A 21,476-nucleotide genomic window follows, 5' to 3' on the forward strand; every position below is an offset into this window, starting at 1 on the left:
TGCATGGTCAACGGCCGGCGTCAGCCCGCCATCATGTCGGGTGTCCAGGGTGGGTCGTAGGTCAGGGTCACGTCCACGTCATGGACACCCTCGACCTGCGCGGCGCGCTCCCGGACCGCTTCGGTCAGGAACGAGGCAGCCGGGCACCCGCGCGTCGTGGTCGTCATGGCGATGGCGACCTTTCCGTCGCTGTCGCATTCGATCGCGTAGATCAGGCCCATCTCCACGACGTTCTTGCCGAGCTCGGGATCGATGACGATTGCCAGCGCTTCGCGGATGCGCCGGGCGAGGGCGTCGTTCGACATCTACTTCGCCTTCCCAACGCGGATCATGATGCGATAGGCCGTCCGCGCCTCGTCGAAGTTGCCGACCCATTGGTGGCCGCGCTTGGCCAGTTCCGGAAAGAGCAGCAGCGGCTCGCGCGAAAGAAGGGCGAAGATCACGTCGCCGTCGTCCAGCTTCTCGGCTTCCGAAAGGATCCGCACCATCGGCTCGGGCGGCGGCAGGTCGGTGAGATCGAGGTCCACGACGGGGTCGGCCCAGAGCTCGGGCTCGCCGGCATCCGTGGAGAGCTGGACCTCCGGCAGGACCTTGGGCGTGAAGCGGATCTCGAAATCGCCGCCCTCCGTCTCGATCACCTCGTGGTCGAACCCCTTGTTGGACATCACGCCATAGAGCGGCTGCGGGCGGAAGGGGGCGAGAAGCTTGAGACCCTGTCCGGGTCGCAATGCATCCACGGCGCTCATGATCGCCTGAAAGGGCTCGCCGCCATTTTTCAGCATCGGACGGACGTCCAGTTCCGCAAAGTCTTCGTTCATTTTTATCTCCGGTGCGTGAGGAAGAGATGAGGGGGCAATACGCCCGAAGGCAGCCGTATGTCAGGCGGCGCGCAGGAGAGCCGGCGGGCCCTTATGAACTCCACGATCAGCCCGAGCGTTGCCAGTATCTGCAGAACGCTGGCAGCCGTAAACACCTGACGGTCGTGGACGAACAGCGCCAGCGCGCAGACGCCGACCGTCACGATGTAGAGACCGAACCACCAGATCGCCCGACGCTCGTCGACGAGATCCTGCACGCGGGGAACGGCGACCTTGCCGAGCACCGGCCCGTAGCATTCGAGCCAGGTCAGGAAGGGGATGATCTTGTAGAGCTGTCCGAGACCCAGGCAGGTCAGCCACCCCATGCCCACGAGCCAGACCAAGGGGGCGCCGTTCTCTGCCAGCGTCCCCGTGAGCGAGGATACAGTGAAGAGAACGGCTGAAACCACCAGAAAGACCACGGCCGCGAGGCTCAGGAGCGTGTTCAGTTCGGCCGACTTGCGCCTGCGCTGGCGAAAGATGGCCGCGACGTCGAATGCGTAGAGGCCGAGGCCGACAAACCCGGCCACGGCTGCCCCAGCGGCGGGCCAGACGCCGTCGATCCCGATTGCCGTCATCGCGATCTGCACGGCAAGGAGCAGGACCGCCGCGATGCCCGCGACAAGGACGATCCGCGACGTGCTGCGATCGTGCTCCGGCGACAGCAGGAACATCGAGAGCAGGCGGTAGGATACGCCGATCGCGGTGACCGTCATCCAGCCGAACAGTCCCATCGTCGCATGCAGGCCGACGCCGCCGACCAGGAGATTGAGCGCGTGGACCTCCTGCACCAGCCCGGACAGGCCCAAGGTGAAGCACAGTCCCAGCGCCACGGTCAGCCCCATGGCGACGAGCCCGGTCAGGACGAAGCGGCCCGGAAGCGCCAGCGGCCGCGCCGACCATATCGTGGCTGCAAGGCTCGCAGCCAGCGCGGCGAAGCCGAAGGCAAGCAGGAAACCGCCGACAGGCAGGGAGACCGGAGGGACGGGAAGGCGGCCGCCGAGGCCGAGGAACCCGGCGAGCAGGACCAGCAGGCCGCAGACGATCAGGACCAGCGCGGGCAGCGCCAGGAACGGCGCCTTCAGCGGCTTGGCGACCAGGACGGGGACAAACTGCAGAAGCGCGCCGGAGAAGAGAAGCCCGAGCCAGCCGATTGCGAGCGTGTGAACGATCACCAGCGTCTCGGGAGCCTCGACCGCCAATGCCGGGTAGCCGAACCCTGCCGCCAGCAGCACCTCGCCGCAAAGCAGGAACACCAGTGCTGCGGCGAAGTAGGACATCGTCCATCTGGATAGCGTGGCACCAGGCATCGTCATCACCTCGATAGTACAAGGTTTGCGGGTTCAGTGACCGCAGCAGCAGTCGCAGCCAGAACTGTCGTGCCTCTTGATCGAAACCCGCCAGACGGCCGGGCCCTGCTCGAGGTAGGTCCACTCGAACTGCTCGGGATAGCGGGTCTCGATCTGGTAGTGCAGCGGCCGCGGGTCGTGATCGCTGGCGACATGCATCATGCCGCCGGGCGCAAGCGCGGTCAGCATCCCGAAGATCCTCGGATGGCGCTCCGGCGGAGCAATCGTCCTGACATCGATCAGCGGTATGTTCTCGGAATTCGACATGTTGTCTTCCATCGGCCCCGATCCGGGTCTCGGGGACCGGGCCGGCGCGCCCCCGATCCTTCAAGACTACCGGTCCATCGCCCGCATCTTTTTGTCGCCGGGCAAACAAGACGCAGAATTGGCACCAGAGCCAGTGTCGCCGAACCAGACTGGAAACGAAGAGGGCCCGGCATTCCGCCTGATGCCGGGCCCCCGAGCGACCGACCTCGTCGCTCACCATCGCGGATTTTCGCCCCCTATGCAGTCAATCCGCGATAGATCGTGGGCAGCGCCACCGGCAGTCTGGAGATATCGCCGACAAGCGCATATCCGTTCCTGCCGAAGAGCGTCGGAAGGTAGTTGTTGGCATCCCGGTCCACGGTGACGGCGAACACGCTCGTCCCGGCGCGGCGCGCCTCCTGCACGGCCTTGCGGGTGTCCTCCAGCGCAAACCGGCCCTCGTAGTGGTCGATATCGTTCGGCTTGCCGTCGGTGAGGACGAGCAGCAGCTTTTTCCGGCTTGGCTGCTTCTGCAGGTCGGCGGCGGCATGGCGGATGGCGGCACCCATCCGCGTGTAGTAACCGGGCTTCAAGCCGGCGATGCGATCCTCGGTCGCGCTGCTGATCGTTTCGTCGAAGCCCTTCACCGTCTCGATGCGCACCCACGACCGGCGACGCGATGTGAACGTCAGGATCGAATGCATGCTGCCGCAGGCGGAAAGGCCGTGCGCCAGCACCAGCAGAGCCTCCTTCTCGACGTCCAGCACGCGACGGTTGTCGACCCAGGCGTCGGTGGAAAGCGAGACGTCGACCAGGATCGTCGTCGCGAGATCGGGGGCGAGCGGCCGGCTCATCAGGTGGATCCGGTCGCTGCCCTGGCCACCGGCGGCGAGATCCGCCCGCGAGCGGATGACGGCATCGAGGTCGAGATCGGAGCCGTCCATCTGAGCCTTCAGCAGTTCGTGGCGCGGCCGCAGGACTTCGAACTGGCGCCGCACCTTGCGTACGAGCGAGCGGGTCTCGTTGTCCAGGACACTTCTTTCACCCAGATTGTCGGCCGGCACGGCAAGAACGTTGGTGTAGTTCTCCAGGTAGCGCCCCTTGCGGTAGTCCCATTCCGGATAGCTGATTTCGGCTGCAATCTCCGACAGGTCGATCATTTCCGGCGGCAAATCGAGGTCGAATCGGAATTTCGAGGAGGGCCGCTCCCGACGCTGGCCGAGCTTCATCTCGTCCAGGTCGTCGGCCGCCTTGCTGTCGCTGTCCTCGCTGTCGTCCGTCGGCCGGTCGACGTTGACCATCTCGGCCATCGCCAGGATCTTCTCGAAGCGGTTGAGGATGAAGGGGCTGCGCTCGCCCTTGCGTTCTTCCCTGGTCTGCCGCGTCGCCAGATAGCGCGCATTGCCTGCAAGCCCCGGTTCCTGCGTGCCGTCCCGCGCCGCATCCTCGATTGTCGTATCCGCTTCGGACCGGACTTGGAACTCGGGCCAGAGCGGCACGCCCATCATCGGCTGGTAGCCTGCAGGGGCGTGGTGCGGGAAGATCGCCGACAGCGTATCGTCCTTGAGGCCTGCGCCCTTCTTCAGGAGCGCGAGGATGCGGTTTTCGACGAGCTGTTCGACCGCAGGCAGGATGCCGCGGGTTCGCTCCTTGAGCGTGGCTGCGCAAAGGCGCCGGTAGGTCGCGCCCAGGCCCGGAAATGCGGCGGTCACGCGCAAGACCGTCGCCTGCGCGGCTTCGATCCGGCGGAGGTCTCGCCGCAGCGGGTCCGTCCCGTCCGGTGCCTCCAGCTCCATCAGCGCCATGGCGGCGGCGAGCCAGATGTAGAGATCGCGATTGAGTTGGCGGTCCGGAAAGTGGTCGATCACCGGCGGGAGCATCGCGGTGGCGAGGTCGCGGGTGGCGCCCGCCACTTTTTCCTCCCCGAGTCCGACCAACTGGCGCAGGCGCAGCCGGTGCCGCGACGTCTTCGCGTGCGCCGGGGTCAGCTGGACCGCGGGTGCGCCGCCAAATCCCCTGAAGCAGGAGCCGAGGATCGGCTTCAGTTCCTCGAAGGATACGGCATGGTCGGAATAGCGGGGCATGCTGGCGGTCGAACCCACCAGCCGATGCCAGAACTTGCCGACCGTTTCTTCCAGTTCGAGAAAGTCGAGCATCGATGCCCCCTACGCGATCACGGCATGGGCTATTTCGCGCAGCGCCGCCCGCACGTCCGGCTCGTCGGTCAAGGGCTCGATCAAGGCGGCAAGGACCGCCTCCCTTGCCGGCATTCCGCTGTCGACCAGGCAGGCGCAGTAGACGAGCAGGCGCGTGGAAACGCCTTCCTCGAGATCGTGCCCCTTCATCGCGCGCAGGCGGTGGGCCAGGTCGACGAGCGGGGCGACCCTTGCGGCCTCGAGGCCGCTTTCGGTCGAGACCACGGCGATCTCCTGCTCCTTCGGCAGGAAGTCGAACTCGATCGCGACGAAGCGCTGCTTGGTCGAAGGCTTCAGCGCCTTGAGAATGTTCTGGTAGCCCGGATTGTAGGAGACGACGAGCATGAAGCCCGGCGGCGCATCCAGGATCTCGCCGGTCCGCTCCAGCGGCAGGATACGGCGGTCGTCGGTCAGCGGGTGCAGGACGACGGCCACATCCTTGCGGGCTTCCACGATCTCGTCGAGATAGCACACCCCGCCCGAGCGCACCGCGCGGGTCAGCGGGCCGTCGACCCAAACCGTATCGCCGCCCTTGAGAAGATAACGGCCGGTCAGATCGGCCGCGGCGAGGTCGTCATGGCAGGAAACGGTCGTCAGCGACAGGCCGAGCCGGGCCGCCATGTGGCTGACGAAGCGGGTCTTGCCGCAGCCGGTCGGCCCCTTGAGCAGGAGCGGCAGTTGCCTGACGAGCGCGGTCTCGAACAGCTGGCATTCGTTGCCCTGGGGAACATAGGGGGGAATTTCCGGCTGGGCCTGGAACGGGGTCGGGGTCAGTACAGTCATGACGGGATTCCTTCAAGAAGAGGGGAAATGCGGCTCCGTCGGGTCCCGGAGCCGCATCCTTCATTCGGCCGGCTGGACCGTTGCGGAGAGGCTGGGCTTGCGCTCCTTGCCCGGCACGAACAGGGCCCAGAGGAACATCAGCGCCGAGATCAGGACGAACACGCCGGAGCCGAGCCGGATCCAGTAGAACATCGCCAGCTGGTCCTGGACGTCCATGTAGCCTTCGCCGAGCACGCGCTGGAGGTGGACCTGGAGCACGCCTGCAAAGGTCAGCGCGAACGTCATCACCGACATGGCCGAGCACATGATCCAGAAGCTCGCGATCGAGAGCCACTGGTTATAGGGCGCGCGGCCGCGGATCTCGGGGACGGCATAGGCCATGATGGCGAGGTTGAGCATCACATAGGCGCCGAAGAAGGCGAGGTGGCCGTGGGCTGCGGTGACCTGGGTGCCGTGGGTGTAGTAGTTCACGGACGACAGGGTGTGCAGGAAGCCCCAGACGCCGGCGCCGAAGAACGCCATGACCGAGCAGCCGATCGACCACAGCAGCGCTGCGCGGTTCGGATGCTTGCGGCCCGCCTTCCAGGTCATCACGAAGGTGAAGACGACCATGGTGAAGAAGGGCGCGACCTCGAGCGTGGAGAAGAGCGAGCCGATCCACTGCCAGTAGCCGGGAGCCCCGATCCAGTAGTAGTGGTGGCCGGTGCCGAGAATGCCCGAGAACAGCGCAAGACCGACGATCACGTAGAGCCATTTCTCGACGACCTCGCGGTCGATGCCGTTCAGCTTGATCATCAGGAAGGCCAGAACCGAGGCCATGATCAGTTCCCACACGCCTTCGACCCACAGGTGCACGACGTACCACCAGTACATCTTGTCGAGCGCGAGGTTGGTCGGGTTGTAGAAGGCGAACAGGAAGAAGATCGCCACGCCCCAGAGCCCGAACACCAGGATGTTGGTCACGACGGTCTTGCGGCCCTTCAGGATCGTCAGCGTCACGTTGTAGAGGAACATCAGCGCGACGATCACGATGCCGACCTTGATCGCGAAGGGCTGCTCGAGGAACTCGCGGCCCTCATGGATGTGGAAGAGGTAGCCGACCACGGCGATCGCTGCGGCAACGAGGAAGAGCCAGAACTGCGCGACGGCGATCTTCGTGCTGTAGAGCTCGGTCTCCGCCTCTTCGGGCAGCAGATAGTAGGTCGCGCCCATGAACCCCATCAGCAGCCAGACGATCAGGGCGTTGGTGTGGACCATGCGTACGATGTTGAACGGCAGCAGTTCGGAGAGCGTGTTCGGCAGGACGTAGATCGTCCCGGCGAGCACCCCGAACAGGACCTGGGCGAGAAACAGGCCGAGCGCGCCGTAGAAATACAGCATCGCGACCTTCTGTGTTTGATACTTCATGTCCGTGTTCCTTTCCCCTGGTCAACCGGCGTCGTTCGGCGGCCAGTTCTGCGTCTTGATGCGGCTCGCCCATTCGAGGAAGTCCGCCAGATCGTTCAGTTCCTGCTCGGTGAGGTTGAACTGGGGCATCTGCCGGCGCCCCTCGATGCCGGACGGCTGTGCGGCCATCCAGCCCTTGAGCGTATCGCGGGCGCTCTCCGGGTCGGTGTCGCCGCCCCAGCGCTTCCACACGTTGCCGAGTTCCGGGGCGAAGTAGGCACCCTCGCCGAGCAACGTGTGGCAGTTGATACAGGAGTTCTTTTCCCACACGTGCTTGCCGCGGGCGACGGAGTCCGTCAGCGTCGTCTCGTCGGTGGATGTCGTGCGTATGTAGTAGTGACTATGGGCGGTGAGCCCGATGAATATTGCGAAGAAGAACGCCGAGCCGCCGTAAAAGACGTTTCGGGCTCCTGTCTTTGTCAGGCGTTCAGCCATTCCGAGGTCCCCTTGCATTGGAGGCCGCACCGTCCGCTGTTTGCCGCGAGGATGTTCGCGGCAACCGGGCGCGATGTGGCGCATACGACCTTCAGTTTATTGAGGTTATTCCGGCCGCCCTTCTTTGTGATTTTGCAAACAAGAACGCGGTGGGAACGCGAAAGCACCTCTGGTGCGGCGGACTGACACGCCCGCAAAGGGCCGGTCGGCCCTCGTCCGGGGCTAGAACAGGCGGGGAGCCGCGATCCGTGCCAGGATGGCGATGCAGAACAGGATCGGCCAGGCGAGCAAGGCCGCCGCGAGCGCCGGGCGCTCGCGCAGGTGCATGAAGTCGAGGATGATGAGGCGGGCCTTGAACACCGTCAGGAGCAGAATCGAGACCAAGGCTGCGACCGGCAGCGTTTCGTGCTTCCATTGCGCCGAGATGACGCCGGACACGACACCCATCATCAAAATCCAGTTGGTGCTTGCAAACAGCGATCCGGAGTTTTTGGGGGTCATGTGTCTCACCCGAAGTAGATCAGCGGGAACATGACGAGCCAGACGATGTCGATCACGTGCCAGATGGTTGTCAGCATCACGATGTTGGACCGCTCGGGCCTTCTGGCGACGAGCACGAACAGGCCGGCGACAAAGGCGACATGCGCCAAATGAAAGCCCGTGATCATGAAGTACAGCTCGAAGAAGGCCGCAAACGTATCGTCGCCTGCGTATGTCAGTTCGGTGCTGTATTCGAAGAACTTCAGCCCGACGAAGACGAAACCCAGCGCTGCGGCGACAAGGAGCGCGATGCGTTGCTGCATGGCGCTGGCGCCTGCGCGGGCCGCCAGCGCCGCCTGCCAGCCGCTGGCCAGCAGGACGACCGTGTTGAAGCCGGCGATGCGCGCCGACAGGTGAAGTTTTGCCGCGCCGAAGCTCTCCGGATGAAGCACCGACATGACGAGGAAGCCGCCGAGGAGAATGCCGAAGGCGGCCAGTTCGCTGAAGACGAGGACCCACAGAAGCAGGTCGCCTCCTTCGTCGGACGCGTCGTCCTGTGATAGCGGCGCCATGGTCATTCTGCATCTCCCAGCTCTGTCCGGCAGAAGGCTTGGCACCTCCACGACGCCCGTTCTTTGCGCTTTCGCAAAGACGGAGTTGGCCGGGCGGTTAGGATCGCTACAAACGATAGGGCTTATCAGAATGTCTGACGCACAAGCCGGCCTGCTCGTGGCCACGCCGATCATCATCGTCTTTGCGATCGCGCTCCATCGGATGGGCGTGCTCCAGCGCTACAGCGCCGTCTCCGCCGTCCTGTTTTCCGTCGCGATCGCAGCGGTTCTGTTCGTGCAGCAATAGCTGCATCTGTCTCAATCCCGATCTTAAAATCGTAGTTGTTTGCTCCAGCGCAAACAGCGCCCACCGCGATCGCGTTTAAACATGACTCGTTATCTCATATTAACGGGGACATCTCATGCGCCTATCTCGATCCCTTTCCTTTTCCCTTGCCGGCATCGGTCTTCTCGGCCTGTCGCTTCAGTCCGCCTCTGCTGCAGAATACCCGATCGGTGAGCCGCAACTCGTCAGCGGCATGGAGATCGCAGCCGTCTATCTCCAGCCGATCGAAATGGAACCGGAAGGCATGATGGCGCCGGCAAGCGAGACGGATATCCATCTCGAGGCCGATATCCACGCGACGGCCGACAATGCGAACGGTTTTGCCGAAGGCGACTGGCTGCCGAACCTCTCCATCGACTATCGGCTGACCAAAATCGACGATGGCCAGGTGGTCAGCGGCACGCTCATGACCATGGTGGCGAGCGACGGTCCGCACTACGGCGACAACGTCAAGCTCAAGGGCCCCGGCAAGTACCGCCTCGAGCTCGTCGTCAACAGCGACGGCGAAGGGCACGGCCATTTCGGCCGGCATGTCGACAAGGAGACGGGTGTCGCCCCCTGGCCCAAGCCCCTGAACCTGTCCTACGAGTTCGCCTTCACCGGCACCGGCAAGAAGGGCGCGTATTGAGATGCGCCGGCTGGTTGCGGTTCTTCTTGCAACCCTTCTTCCCTGGGCACCGGTCGGCAGCGCCCGCGCCGACGACGATCCCGTCTTCGTCATCGAGTTCAAGGACGGCGCGATCGCGCCGTCCGAGCTCGTCGTGCCGGCCGACACGCGCTTCAAGCTCGAGCTTCACAACATCGGCGACAGCCCCGTGGAGTTCGAAAGCATCGTGCTCCGCAAGGAGAAAGTGCTGGGCCCCGGCGCGTCCAGCTTCATCGTCATCCGCCGGCTGGATCCGGGCGAGTACGAGTTCTTCGACGATTTCCATCTCGACATGCCGCCGGCCAGACTGATCGCCAAATAAGGAACCGACCTATGTCAGCCTACATGATCCAGGTTGCCCTCGTCGTATGGCGCGAGAGTATCGAGGCGCTGCTGGTCATCGGCGTTCTCCATGCGTGGCTCCAGCGCCAGCCGGCGGCCGAGCGGAAGAGGGGACAGGGCTGGCTGCGCGCGGGCATCGTCGCCGGATTGCTGGCGGCCCTGCTGATCGCCTGCGTGATCCTCTTCGTCGGCGAATGGCTCGACGGCGACCGCCAGGACTATTTCCAGGCGACGATGGTGCTCGTCGCGGCAGCGCTCATCCTTCAGATGGTCCACTGGATGCGTCGGCAGGGCCCAGGCGCGCAACGGGCACTGGAGGGCCGCGCCAGCCAGGCTCTGTCTGCGGCAAACGGGTGGGGATTGCTTTTGATCCCGGCGCTGGCGATCGCGCGCGAGGGCAGCGAGACGACGATCTTTCTCTACGGAATCCTGGTTTCGTCCGGACGCGGCGTCGATCTTCTGGCGCTGACCGCTGCCGGGCTGGGGTTTGCGGCGGCAATCGGCCTCTATCTTGCGCTGCAATTCGGCGCCCGCGCGCTGAGCTGGACATCGTTCTTCCGGTTCAGTGAGGCGATGCTGCTCATCCTTGCCGGTTCGCTGCTGATGAACGGCCTCGACAGGCTGATTTCGCTGGATGTCGTGTCGCCGCTTTCGCAGTCTTTGTGGGACACGTCATGGCTCCTGGACGACGGTCGCGGCGTCGGTGGCCTGCTCGCGACGCTGACCGGCTATCGCGCCCGGCCGGAATTGCTGCCCGTGATCGTCTTTGGCGGCTACTGGTTCGTCGTCAGCCTCTTCGGCTCCTGGGGCTTGCGAAAGGCTGCGGCCGCATCATGAACATGCTCTATGCGGCACCGCCGAGGGTCGATCCGTGGAGACGCGTCGGCGACTGGCTGTTCCGCCACCGCCGTCACATACAGCTGGCCCAGTGGACGGTGGTCAGCCTCTATCTGGCCCTGCTCCTGGTGCCGCTGTTCCTGCCGCTGCCGGACCGCACCGCCACGGTCTGGAACAACCTCACCCGCTTCGCGCAACTGATGTTCTGGGGCATCTGGTGGCCCTTCGTCATCCTCGGCACCGCACTGGTGGGGCGCATGTGGTGCGGCCTGCTATGCCCGGAAGGCGCGCTCTCGGAGTTCGCGAGCCGGCACGGACGGGGTGGCGCGATCCCGAAGTGGATCCAGTGGTCCGGCTGGCCGACGGCGGCCTTTGCGATTACGACCATCTATGGCCAGATGACGAGCGTCTACCAGTACCCGAAGCCCGCAGCCCTCATCCTCGGCGGATCGACCGTGGCGGCGATGGCGGTGGGTTATGCCTATGGTCGCAACAAGCGGGTCTGGTGCCGCTACCTCTGCCCGGTCGGGGGCGTCTTTGCCCTGATGGCCAAGCTGGCCCCGCTGCATTTCCGCTCCGATCCCGTCCTCTGGCGGCTGTCGCAGGAGCGGGGCGACAAACCGGGTGCGGTCGACTGTGCGCCGCTCGTGCCGCTCAGGACGATGCGTGGCGCCAGCGACTGCCACATGTGCGGCCGCTGCAGCGGCTTTCGCAGCGCCATTTCCCTGGCGCGCCGATCACCGAACCACGAGATCATCCACGTCGCGGGGACAGTGCCGAAGCCGGCCGAGACGATCCTGATACTGGCCGGCCTGCTGGGGCTGGCGGTCGGCGCCTTTCACTGGAGCGCAAGTCCCTGGTTCGTTTCCGCAAAGCAGGCGCTGGGCGGGTTCCTGATCGACATCGGCTGGTTTGCCCCGCTCGAACAGGCATTGCCCTGGTGGATACTGACCAACTATCCGGGGCGCAACGACGTGTTGACGATCGCCGACGGCGCCCTGTTACTGGCCTATATCCTGGCATCCGCGATTGCCCTCGGGGCCATCCTTTCGCTGTCGGTGGCATTGTCCGTTCGCTGCCTTGGCCAATGGGATGCCCGGCGCTTTCACCATATGGCGCAGACCCTGATACCGCTCGCCGGGGCAGGGTTGTTCCTCGGGCTTTCCGCCATGACCGTCACCCAGTTGCATTCGGACGGCATCGTCATTCCCTTTGTCGCGGAGCTCCGGGCGGGATTCCTTTTGCTGGCGACAATCTGGAGCGCCTATCTCGGCTGGCGCGTCGGCGCGCTCTACACCGAAAGCCCCGGTCGCCGCATGGCCTCGATGGTCGGCCTGTCGTTTGCCTGGGGCATCGCTGCCGGGTCGTGGATACTGTTCTTCTGGATCTGGTAGCCGGCCGGCGCCTGTCGCCTCGGCTACGGCGACGGGCGACCGATGCGCGCGCTGAGCACCGGCAGGGGCACTGGTCGCCGCAACGACTGTAGGTGGGAGCAGAGGAAGAGCGCCCAGCCAGCGATCCAGAAGAGCGATGCAACGCGTATCGGCACGAGCGTTTCCGCAGCCATGCTCCCGGCGGCGATCCTGATGGGAGCTGACAGCCAGACCAGAGCAAATGCGAACGCCAGCGTGGGGGACAGGACGAGCCGGTCGCACCGTCGGGCCATGGCCGCACGGCTCATGATGGCCAGCATCATCGTTCCCATGGCTCCCATGGTCAGCGCGTGCATCGCCGCAGACAGTGCCAATGTCTGTGGCGACAGCAGCGCGAGGCCGACGAGCACCAATCCGGCCAGGAGCCAGAACCAGGCGAGATGGAGCAGCAGAAGAGCAGGGTAGCGGACCGCGCGAAAGCTCTGCCAGCCTGCCATTCGCACCAGCTGCAACATTCCGGAGAGCACGAGAAGCGCCCCGGCAGCGGTACTGGCATCGGCGAAAGCCGTCGCGCCGCCGACCGCAAGCGCACTGAGGCCCAGGCGGCCCAGCCGCCGGCCATCGTGGAAATGGGCCGCGACTTTCCGCCGTTCGAGCCAGTGGCGCGTGAAGGCGGGCACCGCCCGTCCACCGATCGCGCTGATCAGGACTGCAAAGAGCAGGACGCCGCAAAGACCGATCCGTCCGTGCACGGCGACCGGACCGGAGACGAGCAGAAGGTCCGCCAGCATCAACCCGCAAATCGCCGCGACGACCCAGAGCCTCGACCAGAGCCGGGACTGCAGAAGCGTCCACAGAATGAACGTTGCGAGCACCGCGAAGTAGGCCGATGTCGCGACCGAGACGACAATCGACGGCAACATCTCCGAAAGCCGGAAGCCGAGACGCCCCGCTATCCAGAGCAATGACAGCGCAAGGGTGAGCCCCGCCGGCACCTGGCCTCTCCCGGTCCACGCCGGCAGCGCCGTCAGGAGATAGCCGCCGACCGCAGCCCCCCCCATTCCGAACATCAGCTCGTGCCGGTGCGAGCCGACGGGATCGGTGGCAAACCCGTCGGGGAAAAGCCAGACCAGGGGCGCAACCAGTGCCCACAGTCCGGCGAGAGCGAACAGCGGCCGATGCGGCGACTGCCAGAACGGATGATCTATCCGGCGTTTTCGCACGGCATCAGGCGGAAGCGCCCTTCTGCTCGAAACGCGGGAACAGGACGGCGTCTTCCAGCAGCATGTGGGTGACCAGGTCGTCGCAGAATTTGCGCAGGCCCGTATAGAGAGCCGTCCAGGAACCGCAGGCGCCCTGCGGCAGGTTCAGGCCGTTGGTGGCATGTTCGATCCGGCCGAGAAGCTTTGCCGTATCGCCATGCTCGTGGCGCGTTTGCGCCAGCGGATGGTCGATCGTTGCGCTGCCGCCGCGCTTCATCATCGGAAACAGGATCTGCTCCTCCCGCCGCATATGGCCCTCGAGCTCCTCGCGCAGTTCGATCAGGGCGTCGGCGAGACCGTTCGGGGCGTTCGGCCGGTCGCCATGGACACGCTCGACCTTCTGGGCGAGCGGGATGAGCCATTCGAGTTCGGTCCGGTGCACGAGATGGTAGCGGTTGATCAGGTGGTCGATGAGCAGTCCCGTCTCCTCCGGCGCGTCCCGCCCGGCGGCGGCAAGCAGCGCCTCGAGCTCGGCGACCAGGGCCTCAGGCTCCAGCCCTGCCTCGGTTGCCGCGTCAGTCAGTGTCACGTTTCCGCCGCAGCAAAAATTGATGCCGGCGCGGCGGAAGAGCTCTGCTGCACCCGGCAGCGTCGCCGAGATGGCGCTGACGGTCTTGTCCGGGGTTATCTCGATCATGGGTGTCTCCTTGTGGGGTGTCGGGGCTGCTAGCGCGGCCTGAAGCTGACGATGCGCGCCGGATCGGTCTCGATGCGGCCGGCGCCGATCAGGTCCAGGCAGTAGGGAATGGAAGGAAAGACGGCGTTGAGGCTCAGCCGGATCGAGGCGGGCCGCCCAGGCAGGTTCACGATCAGGGTCTTGCCGCGCACGCCTGCGGTCTGGCGCGACAGGATCGCGGTCGGCGTCTGGGCGAGACCGGCCTGGCGCAGCAGTTCGCCGAAGCCCGGCAGTTCCTTGTCCAGCACGGCTTTGGTGCCGTCGGGCGTCTCGTCCCGCGGCGAGGGGCCTGTCCCGCCCGTGGTGAGCACGAGATCGACCGCGTCCTCGTCGCAGAGCGTGATCAGCGTGGTGCGCACGGGTTCCCGGCCATCGGGGATCAGCCGGCGGACGGTCTCGAAGGGAGTGACGATGGCGTAGCGCAGCCAGGCATCGATCTCGGGCCCGCCCAGATCGGCATATTCGCCCCGGCTCGCCCGGTCGGAGACCGTGACGACGGCGATCCTGACCGTTGTTTCTGTCGGCATTGCGCCTCTCCTGTTGCTGCTATTGGCCCAGCCAGGGCAGGGCGATCGGGCCGGAAGGGAGTGCCAGAAGGTCGATCGCTCGCGCAGCCAGGTGATCGACGATCTCGTCCACCGTGCGCGGCAGATGGTAGAATGCCGGCACGGGCGGCATGATGATCGCTCCCATTTCCGTCGCCGCGCACATGCTGCGCAGGTGGCCCAGGTGAAGCGGGGTTTCCCGGGCGAGGAGAACCAGCCGCCGCCGCTCCTTCAACTGCACGTCGGCTGCGCGCGTCAGCAGCGTGTCCGCGCGCCCGGTGGCGATCGCAGACAGCGTCTGCATGGAACAGGGGGCCACGATCATGCCCCGGACCGGGAACGAGCCGCTCGCAATCGACGCGCCGACATCGGCGATCGAATGATGCTTGTGGACGAGCGGCAGCAGATGATCGATCGCACCGGCGCCGTGCTCGAGATCGAGCGTGCGCCGCGCAGCGTCGGAGACGACGAGATGCGTTTCGACATCCGGTATCGACGCCAGCCGTTCGACGATCCGCATGGCGATCGCAGCACCCGAGGCGCCCGATATCCCGACGATGACGCGCTCGGCCGTCATGGCCCGGCCTCGCCGAGCCCCAGCGAAGCCCAGATGCCGTCGACCTTGGCCTTCACCTCGGGGGACATCGCAAGCACCCGTCCCCATTCGCGGTCCGTCTCGGCACCGATCTTGGTCGTGGCGTCGAGGCCCAGTTTGCCGCCGAGGCCTGATTTCGGCGAGGCGAAGTCGAGATAGTCGATCGGGGTGTTTTCCACCACGACGAGATCGCGGCTTGCATCGAAGCGCGTGGACAGCGCCCAGATCACGTCGTCCCAGCGTCTGACGTCAATGTCGCCGTCAACGGCGATGATCATCTTGGTGTAGTTGAACTGCGGCAGGATCGACCAGAGCCCCATCATGATGCGCCGCGCCTGGCCGGGGTAGCGCTTGTCGATGGAAACCGCCATAACCCGGTAGGAGCACCCCTCCGGCGGCAGCCACAGGTCCCTGATCTCGGGAAACTGGCGTTTGACCAGCGGCACGAACAATTCCGTCATCGCCTCTCCCAGACGGGAGGGTTCGTCCGGCGGGCGGCCCGTATAGGTGGACAGATAAAGCGGGTTCTTCCGCATGGTGATCGCCGACAGCGTCATCACCGGGAAGGCTTCGACGCTGTTGTAGTAGCCGGTATGATCGCCGAAGGGACCCTCGTCCGCGGTCTCGCTCGCCGATACAGTCCCTTCCAGCACGATTTCGGCGGCAGCGGGAACGGGCAGGGGCACGGTCACGCCGGTTGCGATGTCCTGCCGCTTGCCCTTCAGCAGTCCGGCGAAGTTCAGTTCACTCATGCCGTCTGGCAGCGGCATGACGGCGGAAAGAATGGTGGCGGGATCCGCGCCGATGACCACGGCTAAGGGCATGTCGCGTCCCACAGCCTGCCACAGCCGGTGGTGGCGCGCGCCGCCGCGATGGGCGAGCCAGCGCATGATGAGCCGGTCCCGCCCCAGCTTCTGCATCCGGTAGATGCCGACGTTGACATCCGTGGGGTCGTCGGGTGCCTGGGTGATCACGAGCGGCCAGCTGACGAGCGGTCCAGGCTCGCCCGGCCAGCACGTCTGGATCGGCAGGCGGTCCAGGTCGAGATAGTCTCCGCACCAGATCACCTGCTGGCAGGGCGCGCGTCCGACCGAGCGCGGGTGCATGGCGAGCGCTGCCTTCAGGTGGGGCAGCTTCTGCCAGGCGTCGCGCATGGAACGCGGCGGCCTCGGGTCGCGCAGGTCGGCAAACATCTCGGCAAGGCGGGGCAGTCCGCCGGACTCCAGGCCCAGTCCCCACTCGATCCGCTCTCTCGTTCCGAACAGATTGGCAAGGAGCGGAATGGGCTGGACATTGCCGGCAGCATCGACCGGCTTCTCGAAAAGCAGTGCCGGGCCCTCGTCGTGCAGGACTCGACGATGGATTTCGGTGATCTCGTGAACCAGCGAAACCGGGCGCACGATGCGCTTTAGCCTCGCCCTGCTTTCCAGGAGGGCTACGAAATCCTGCAGGCTGTCGAATCGGCGCGGAACGGGAACATCGGCTTTCATTCGACAAGGATTGCCGCCGAAAAACTGGAGCGTCTTTGTCCTGGCTCAAACTGAAACCGGACGCCGGTCCATAGTCTCGGCGTGTAACGTACACTGCCGAAAGCTTTACGCATGACCCTTCCGCCCGCCTTGGTTGCGCCCGTCGATTTTGCGCCTCTCTGGCTGATCGAGCGCGCAGCCAGGACGATCTTTTCCAGTGTCCTTCGCGCTCACCCCGATCTCTTCGAGCGTTTGGGGGAGTACCGGCAGACCCGCTATCTCTTCTGCCCGTTGGACTTGCCGTTGAATTTCCTCGTCGTTCCGGCGTCGAAGACGGTGCACGTTTCCCGAAAGACTCAACGACCCGTGTCGGATGCCTGCATCGAGGGGCCGCTTGTGCTGCTCCTCGGGCTGCTGGAGGGGCGATGCGACGCCGATGCGTTGTTCTTCTCGCGCGAGCTTTCGGTGACGGGAGACATGGAGGCGATGCTGGCGCTGCGCAACGCTCTCGATGACAGCGCGATCGACCTCCCCGGTGAAATCGGCAGCCTCGCCGGGCCGCTGGCGCCGCTCGTCGCCGGCGCGGCACGCTATGTCCGCAAACGGGCGCTCGAAGGAAGGGACGCGACATGGAACTGATCTGCCCTGCAGGCACGCCATCGGCCTTCCGCGAGGCGGTCGATGCCGGTGCGGACGCCGTCTATTGCGGGTTCCGCGACGAAACCAATGCCCGCAACTTTCCGGGCCTTAACTTCAGCCGCCCAGAACTGAAAGAATCGATCGGCTATGCCGGAAAGCGAGGCGTCCAGACCTTCGTCGCCCTCAATACCTTTATGCGGGCGGGCAGTGAAGCACTCTGGTACAAGGCTGCGGACGACGCCGTCGAACTGGGCGCCGACGCGCTGATCCTCGCCGATTTCGGCCTGATGGCCTATGTGGCGGAGAAGTACCCCGACCAGCGCCTGCATGTCTCGGTGCAGGCCTCGGCCTCGAACAGGGATGCCATCCAGTTCCTGGTCGAGGCATTCGGGGCGAAGCGGGTCGTGCTGCCACGAATTCTGACGGTGCAGGACATCGCCAGGCTGACGCGGCAGATCGATTGCGAGGTCGAGGTCTTCGCTTTCGGCGGGCTGTGCGTCATGGCGGAGGGACGCTGTTCGCTTTCGTCCTACGCCACGGGAAAATCGCCGAACATGAACGGCGTCTGCTCGCCGGCCAGCCACGTGAAGTACCGCCGGGACGGCGACACCATGGTTTCCGAACTCGGCGCCTACACCATCAATCGCTTCGGTCCCGATGAAGCATCAGGATATCCGACGCTCTGCAAGGGGCGTTTCGAGATCGGCGAGACACACGGCTACGCCTTCGAGGACCCGGTATCGCTCGACGTCGTCGACCATATCGAAGCCCTCAGGGAAGCGGGCGTCTCGGCGTTGAAGATCGAAGGACGCCAACGCGGAAAGGCCTATGTCGCCGAAGTGGTATCGTCCCTGAAGAAGGCCCTGTCGGCCCAGCCTGCCGAACGCTCAGCACTCGTCGCCCGGCTTCGCTCGATGAGCGAGGGCCAGCGCACCACCTCGGGCGCATACGACAAGCGCTGGCGATAGGAGAGATCATGACGAACGCGCGCACGCCGGCACTCAGCCTGGGCCCGGTCTATTATCTTTGGGACGGTCCCAAATGGCGGGACTTCTATTTCAGGATCGCCGACGAGGCGCCGGTGGAACACGTCACCCTCGGTGAAACGGTCTGCTCGAAGCGCCAGCACTTCACCGAGCGGCATATCGCCGAGGTCGTCGAACGGCTCGAGGCCGCCGGCAAGACGGTGACGCTGTCGACGCTCGCCATGGTCACGCTCGAACGCGAGAGCCGGCATGTTCGCGACCTGATCCGCGACAGCGCGCATCTCATCGAGGCCAACGATCTTTCGGCGCTGGGCCTCATTTCAGGCAGGGCGCATTCCATCGGACCGCTCGTCAACGTTTATAACGCCGCAACAGCCAGGGTGCTGGCGGCACGCGGCGCGCAGAACATCTGTCTGCCGCCGGAACTTCCGATGAGCTCGATCGAACAGATCGTGCAGAGCCTGCCGGATCTTTCGTTCGAGATCTTTGCCTTCGGGCGCATGCCGCTTGCGATTTCCGCCCGCTGCGCACACGCGCGGTCCAAGGGGCTGACCAAGGACAATTGCCAGTTCATCTGCGGGGAGGAACCGGACGGCCTGCCGCTTCGCACCCTCGATCGCCAGTCGTTCCTCGTCCTGAACGGCGTGCAGACCATGTCGAACAGTTGCGTCGTGCTGCTCGGCGAACTGCCTGCCCTCTCGGCTGCGGGAATAGCACGCGTGCGTCTTTCTCCGCAGGACTGCGACATGGTCGCGGTGGCCGGGATCTATCGCGCCGTGCTCGACGGTTCCATGGATGCCGACGAGGCTATCTCGAAACTTTCGGACGTCTATCCGGGCGCGGCATTCTCGAACGGCTTCTATCACCAGCAGGAAGGCGCTGCATGGATTGCCAAGGGGCGGAATGCCTCGCTCGGGCATGGCTGACGGAGGACGGGCGACAGAGCAATCGCCTGTGGCAAGTCCCCCCTCTGGCCTGCCGGCGGCACCCGTCTGCCTGCAGGGAGCTCGGGCGGCGCTGCTGGGTTAAGCCCTCCCCCTCGTGGGGAGGGTGGGGAGGGGTTTTCCTTCATATGAGTAGCCTTGAGGACGGCAGGGAGGGAGTCCCGCCTGATGCCATCGGGCCGGCCTAGCGCCGTGGTTCTCTTGCCGTCAGGCTTGGCCGCTTGACGATATCGACATTCCGCGGGCGCTTGCTGATCTCGCGGTCCAGCATGTCGAGAAAGAGGGTTGTGTCTCCGGGCGTTATCGCCCCGGACATCAGGATATCCAGCAGGCCGTCTCTGTCGGTGCATCTTGGAACAGGCTTCATTGCCTTCTCCTTTCCCGGGTCCTCCGGGTGTCAGTTGCCGTCCGCAGCAGCGCGGAGACGCAGCAATTCCCGCAAGTGGCTTGACGCGAGCGCCGCTTCCGCTGCGATATCGTTCAGAAGCAGGCTCGCCTCGGAAAGCTCTCCGTCGTCGGCCGTGGCAGGATCGAGATCCTCCAGCAACTCGAGAAGCGCCTTGATCTTGCGCCGTTGCGTGCGCGTCGCATCCGCCAGGCGCTTCTTCTCGCGGCGATGCTCGAGGTGTTCGAAGCTCTGGATGGCATCGGCGACGCGATCGCGGCACCGGCAATCCTCGGCGCTGGCCAGAACGATGGTGCGAACCCGCCGGATGGCGTGCAGGACGTCGTCGCGCGGCTCGGTACGCCTGTCGCCTCCGGTAATAAGCGAGAACCCGTTGTCCTTCACGGCGGCCCCCTGCCGGCTACCAGCGAACGAACGGAATACGGCGGCGGGAGGCTGCCGATACGTAGGCTTCGCGAACTTGATTTCCCGTCTGTACCTTGTCTGCGCCTTCGTCCTGCCGGACGTATCTCTCCCGCACCTGCAACAGCACGGTCCGGCTCAGATAGTCGAGGTGAACACGCAGATCGTCGACGATATCCATGACCGCCTCCTCGGGTTTGCGGAGGGCCGGGACATCCGGCACCTCCTGCCGAAACCGGAGGGCCCCGGTCGGAGCCATCCGGTGGTGCGCGGAGACTAGAGCCCCGTTGCCGCGATTTCCGCGTCGAGCCGGTCGCGTGCCTTCTTCGGCAGCTTCGCAGACTTGATGGCATCGGCGTTCGCCGGCGCATCGCCGACCACGACGAGGGCGATCATGCCCATGCCCACATGCGGCGTGCACTTGATGGCGTAGGCGCCGGCCACGTCGAACGTGACCTTGATGGCTTCGTTCATCTTGCCCTTGAAGGGCTGCGCGCCGTCCGGAATCAGGTCCTTGACGCTTTCGGCATTGTGGGACTTGTCGGTCGGCACGAAGGAAACGGTATCGCCCGCGGCGATCTTCAGCGAGGCGGGCTCGAACACCATCGCGCCGTCCTTGCCCTTGTTCAGCATGTGGATTTCATGATCGGCAGCAACGGCATAGCCGCCCAGTGCGGCGGTCAAAAAAGCAGCGCCCGCCAAAGTACGAAGGAACGTCCTCATTTTCTTTACTCCTGGATCGGAAGCCCTCTCGGCTTCTTCAGGAGCAATTTATCCCGACCGGAAAAGTCATCTTTGACATAGCGCAAACATCGACATGAACGATGATCCGGATGCTATTCCTTGACGTGGTCTGCCAGTGCGGCGAGCCCGTTGAGGTCGAGAACGAGCAGCTTCTGGCGCCCGCCTTCGACCAGTCCCTTGCCCTCCCAGGCGCTCAGGATCCGGGAAACGGTGTGCAGGGTGGTACCCGTCATCTCGGCAATATCCTGGCGTGAAATGGGAAAGTCGATCCGCACGCCGGTTCCTTCCTTTCGGCCGGCCTGGTTGGCCAGGCGAAGGACGGCGTGCGCGACGCGTCGCTCGACCTCCTGGGTCGACATCTCGCGGATGCGGGTGTGGGCTTCCTCGAGACGTTGGCCGATCGTCTGCATGGCCGTGACGGCGAGGCGGGGATTGCGATCAACGAACTGCGGCCAGAGTTCGGTCGGCCAGCAGAGCGCGATGCTTTCGGCAACCGCAAGTGCGGTGCCCGGATAGTCCGATCGCTGCAGCGCCTTGGCAAAACCGAAGAGGTCGCCCGGATGGACGACACGAACGATGATCTGCTGGCCGTCCTCGGTGACCTGCGTGACCTTCAGCCGGCCATGCAGCAACAGGAAGAAATGCGTCGCAGCCGCACCCTGTTCGAATACGGCCTCTCCGGCAGGCACGCGGCGAGAGACGGCATGGCCGAGGAACTTGTCGAGATCCGCATCGCTCATGCGGTCGAATAGCGGGATGGACCTGACCAGGCTCTTGTCGATCTTCACTGCCGTCACTCCCCTCGCTGCCACCCCATGGTTCTACGACCAGTGACGGCGCCGGCGCAAGGCAGCAGCTATATGGCAAGCGTGCATTGACATGGATCAGAAGGTCGCAGACGCAACCAGCGTCGCGACCCTGT

General features: G+C 64.9%; 28 protein-coding genes. 8 read left to right on the forward strand and 20 right to left on the reverse strand.

Annotated features, from left to right (window positions below; translation table 11 throughout):
* Positions 1-20: 20 nt before the first annotated feature.
* The 10 genes from GGQ64_RS03945 to GGQ64_RS03990 all read right to left on the reverse strand — a co-directional run bounded on the left by GGQ64_RS03945 (position 21) and on the right by GGQ64_RS03990 (position 8,369).
* Complete coding sequence (locus GGQ64_RS03945; RefSeq protein ID WP_183799467.1) at positions 21-305, reverse strand: metal-sulfur cluster assembly factor; 285 nt, start codon at positions 303-305, stop codon at positions 21-23.
* The gene (locus tag GGQ64_RS03950; protein WP_183799469.1) at positions 306-818 is read right to left on the reverse strand and encodes a DUF2249 domain-containing protein; all 513 of its coding nucleotides are present in this window, start codon (positions 816-818) and stop codon (positions 306-308) included.
* A 2-nt stretch (positions 819-820) separates the two neighbouring features.
* Positions 821-2,167: a hypothetical protein gene (locus tag GGQ64_RS03955; RefSeq protein ID WP_183799472.1), complete on the reverse strand. Its 1,347-nt coding sequence runs from the start codon at positions 2,165-2,167 to the stop codon at positions 821-823.
* Between the two features lie 33 nt (positions 2,168-2,200).
* On the reverse strand, positions 2,201-2,473 hold the full coding sequence (locus GGQ64_RS03960) for a DUF2249 domain-containing protein (protein ID WP_183799475.1): 273 nt from the start codon (positions 2,471-2,473) through the stop codon (positions 2,201-2,203).
* 236 nt (positions 2,474-2,709) lie between these two features.
* Positions 2,710-4,608, reverse strand: a complete 1,899-nt coding sequence (locus GGQ64_RS03965; protein WP_183799478.1) for a nitric oxide reductase activation protein NorD — start codon at positions 4,606-4,608, stop codon at positions 2,710-2,712.
* 9 nt (positions 4,609-4,617) lie between these two features.
* The gene (locus tag GGQ64_RS03970) at positions 4,618-5,430 is read right to left on the reverse strand and encodes a CbbQ/NirQ/NorQ/GpvN family protein (RefSeq protein WP_183799481.1); all 813 of its coding nucleotides are present in this window, start codon (positions 5,428-5,430) and stop codon (positions 4,618-4,620) included.
* A gap of 60 nt (positions 5,431-5,490) precedes the next feature.
* Complete coding sequence (locus tag GGQ64_RS03975) at positions 5,491-6,837, reverse strand: nitric-oxide reductase large subunit (RefSeq protein WP_183799484.1); 1,347 nt, start codon at positions 6,835-6,837, stop codon at positions 5,491-5,493.
* 21 nt (positions 6,838-6,858) lie between these two features.
* Positions 6,859-7,311 (reverse strand): c-type cytochrome, encoded by a 453-nt coding sequence (locus GGQ64_RS03980; protein ID WP_183799487.1) that lies wholly within the window; start codon positions 7,309-7,311, stop codon positions 6,859-6,861.
* A gap of 222 nt (positions 7,312-7,533) precedes the next feature.
* Positions 7,534-7,812 (reverse strand): cytochrome C oxidase subunit IV family protein, encoded by a 279-nt coding sequence (locus GGQ64_RS03985; RefSeq protein ID WP_183799490.1) that lies wholly within the window; start codon positions 7,810-7,812, stop codon positions 7,534-7,536.
* A gap of 5 nt (positions 7,813-7,817) precedes the next feature.
* A complete protein-coding gene (locus GGQ64_RS03990) occupies positions 7,818-8,369 on the reverse strand; it encodes a cytochrome c oxidase subunit 3 (RefSeq protein WP_183799493.1) in 552 nt (183 codons plus the stop codon).
* A gap of 124 nt (positions 8,370-8,493) precedes the next feature.
* On the opposite strand from GGQ64_RS03990, the gene GGQ64_RS03995 reads away from it, so the two are divergent.
* The 5 genes from GGQ64_RS03995 (at position 8,494) to GGQ64_RS04015 (ending at position 11,907) form a co-directional block, all read left to right on the forward strand.
* Entirely contained in the window at positions 8,494-8,649 is a 156-nt protein-coding gene (locus GGQ64_RS03995; protein WP_183799497.1) for a hypothetical protein, read from the forward strand.
* Positions 8,650-8,764: 115 nt separating this feature from the next.
* Positions 8,765-9,316, forward strand: coding sequence for an iron transporter (locus GGQ64_RS04000; RefSeq protein ID WP_183799500.1), 552 nt, complete (start codon positions 8,765-8,767; stop codon positions 9,314-9,316).
* 1 nt (position 9,317) lies between these two features.
* Positions 9,318-9,656 (forward strand): cupredoxin domain-containing protein, encoded by a 339-nt coding sequence (locus GGQ64_RS04005; protein WP_183799503.1) that lies wholly within the window; start codon positions 9,318-9,320, stop codon positions 9,654-9,656.
* An 11-nt stretch (positions 9,657-9,667) separates the two neighbouring features.
* Complete coding sequence (locus tag GGQ64_RS04010) at positions 9,668-10,513, forward strand: FTR1 family iron permease (protein ID WP_210300138.1); 846 nt, start codon at positions 9,668-9,670, stop codon at positions 10,511-10,513.
* Entirely contained in the window at positions 10,510-11,907 is a 1,398-nt protein-coding gene (locus tag GGQ64_RS04015) for a 4Fe-4S binding protein (protein ID WP_183799506.1), read from the forward strand. The genes GGQ64_RS04010 and GGQ64_RS04015 overlap by 4 nt, the downstream gene beginning before the upstream one ends.
* Positions 11,908-11,930: 23 nt before the next feature.
* Here GGQ64_RS04015 and GGQ64_RS04020 read toward each other — a convergent pair whose 3' ends face one another.
* The 5 genes from GGQ64_RS04020 to GGQ64_RS04040 are packed head-to-tail and all read right to left on the reverse strand — an operon-like array spanning position 11,931 to position 16,454.
* Positions 11,931-13,109, reverse strand: a complete 1,179-nt coding sequence (locus GGQ64_RS04020; RefSeq protein ID WP_343059408.1) for an NnrS family protein — start codon at positions 13,107-13,109, stop codon at positions 11,931-11,933.
* A gap of 4 nt (positions 13,110-13,113) precedes the next feature.
* The gene (locus GGQ64_RS04025; protein WP_183799508.1) at positions 13,114-13,785 is read right to left on the reverse strand and encodes a DUF542 domain-containing protein; all 672 of its coding nucleotides are present in this window, start codon (positions 13,783-13,785) and stop codon (positions 13,114-13,116) included.
* Positions 13,786-13,814: 29 nt separating this feature from the next.
* Complete coding sequence (mog, locus tag GGQ64_RS04030; RefSeq protein ID WP_183799511.1) at positions 13,815-14,351, reverse strand: molybdopterin adenylyltransferase; 537 nt, start codon at positions 14,349-14,351, stop codon at positions 13,815-13,817.
* 19 nt (positions 14,352-14,370) lie between these two features.
* Positions 14,371-14,946 (reverse strand): UbiX family flavin prenyltransferase, encoded by a 576-nt coding sequence (locus tag GGQ64_RS04035; RefSeq protein WP_183799514.1) that lies wholly within the window; start codon positions 14,944-14,946, stop codon positions 14,371-14,373.
* Positions 14,943-16,454 (reverse strand): UbiD family decarboxylase, encoded by a 1,512-nt coding sequence (locus GGQ64_RS04040; protein WP_183799517.1) that lies wholly within the window; start codon positions 16,452-16,454, stop codon positions 14,943-14,945. Before GGQ64_RS04040 ends, GGQ64_RS04035 begins: the two co-directional genes overlap by 4 nt.
* Before the next feature lie 111 nt (positions 16,455-16,565).
* On the opposite strand from GGQ64_RS04040, the gene ubiT reads away from it, so the two are divergent.
* Genes ubiT through ubiV form a run of 3 tightly spaced genes read left to right on the forward strand, consistent with a single transcriptional unit; the run spans position 16,566 to position 18,984 of the window.
* The gene (gene ubiT, locus GGQ64_RS04045; protein WP_183799520.1) at positions 16,566-17,072 is read left to right on the forward strand and encodes a ubiquinone anaerobic biosynthesis accessory factor UbiT; all 507 of its coding nucleotides are present in this window, start codon (positions 16,566-16,568) and stop codon (positions 17,070-17,072) included.
* Complete coding sequence (ubiU, locus tag GGQ64_RS04050; protein ID WP_183799523.1) at positions 17,063-18,040, forward strand: ubiquinone anaerobic biosynthesis protein UbiU; 978 nt, start codon at positions 17,063-17,065, stop codon at positions 18,038-18,040. The genes ubiT and ubiU overlap by 10 nt, the downstream gene beginning before the upstream one ends.
* Positions 18,041-18,048: 8 nt before the next feature.
* Positions 18,049-18,984: a ubiquinone anaerobic biosynthesis protein UbiV gene (ubiV, locus tag GGQ64_RS04055; RefSeq protein ID WP_183799526.1), complete on the forward strand. Its 936-nt coding sequence runs from the start codon at positions 18,049-18,051 to the stop codon at positions 18,982-18,984.
* A 202-nt stretch (positions 18,985-19,186) separates the two neighbouring features.
* Here ubiV and GGQ64_RS04060 read toward each other — a convergent pair whose 3' ends face one another.
* The 5 genes from GGQ64_RS04060 to GGQ64_RS04080 all read right to left on the reverse strand — a co-directional run bounded on the left by GGQ64_RS04060 (position 19,187) and on the right by GGQ64_RS04080 (position 21,342).
* A complete protein-coding gene (locus GGQ64_RS04060; protein ID WP_183799529.1) occupies positions 19,187-19,369 on the reverse strand; it encodes a hypothetical protein in 183 nt (60 codons plus the stop codon).
* 30 nt (positions 19,370-19,399) lie between these two features.
* The gene (locus GGQ64_RS04065; protein WP_210300139.1) at positions 19,400-19,792 is read right to left on the reverse strand and encodes a hypothetical protein; all 393 of its coding nucleotides are present in this window, start codon (positions 19,790-19,792) and stop codon (positions 19,400-19,402) included.
* 16 nt (positions 19,793-19,808) lie between these two features.
* Positions 19,809-19,991, reverse strand: a complete 183-nt coding sequence (locus GGQ64_RS04070; RefSeq protein ID WP_183799532.1) for a hypothetical protein — start codon at positions 19,989-19,991, stop codon at positions 19,809-19,811.
* Positions 19,992-20,086: 95 nt separating this feature from the next.
* The gene (locus tag GGQ64_RS04075; RefSeq protein WP_183799535.1) at positions 20,087-20,533 is read right to left on the reverse strand and encodes a pseudoazurin; all 447 of its coding nucleotides are present in this window, start codon (positions 20,531-20,533) and stop codon (positions 20,087-20,089) included.
* 113 nt (positions 20,534-20,646) lie between these two features.
* A complete protein-coding gene (locus GGQ64_RS04080; RefSeq protein ID WP_183799537.1) occupies positions 20,647-21,342 on the reverse strand; it encodes a cyclic nucleotide-binding domain-containing protein in 696 nt (231 codons plus the stop codon).
* Positions 21,343-21,476: the final 134 nt, after the last annotated feature.

Origin of the sequence: Mycoplana azooxidifex, assembly GCF_014196765.1 — a bacterium.
Classification (GTDB): domain Bacteria; phylum Pseudomonadota; class Alphaproteobacteria; order Rhizobiales; family Rhizobiaceae; genus Mycoplana; species Mycoplana azooxidifex.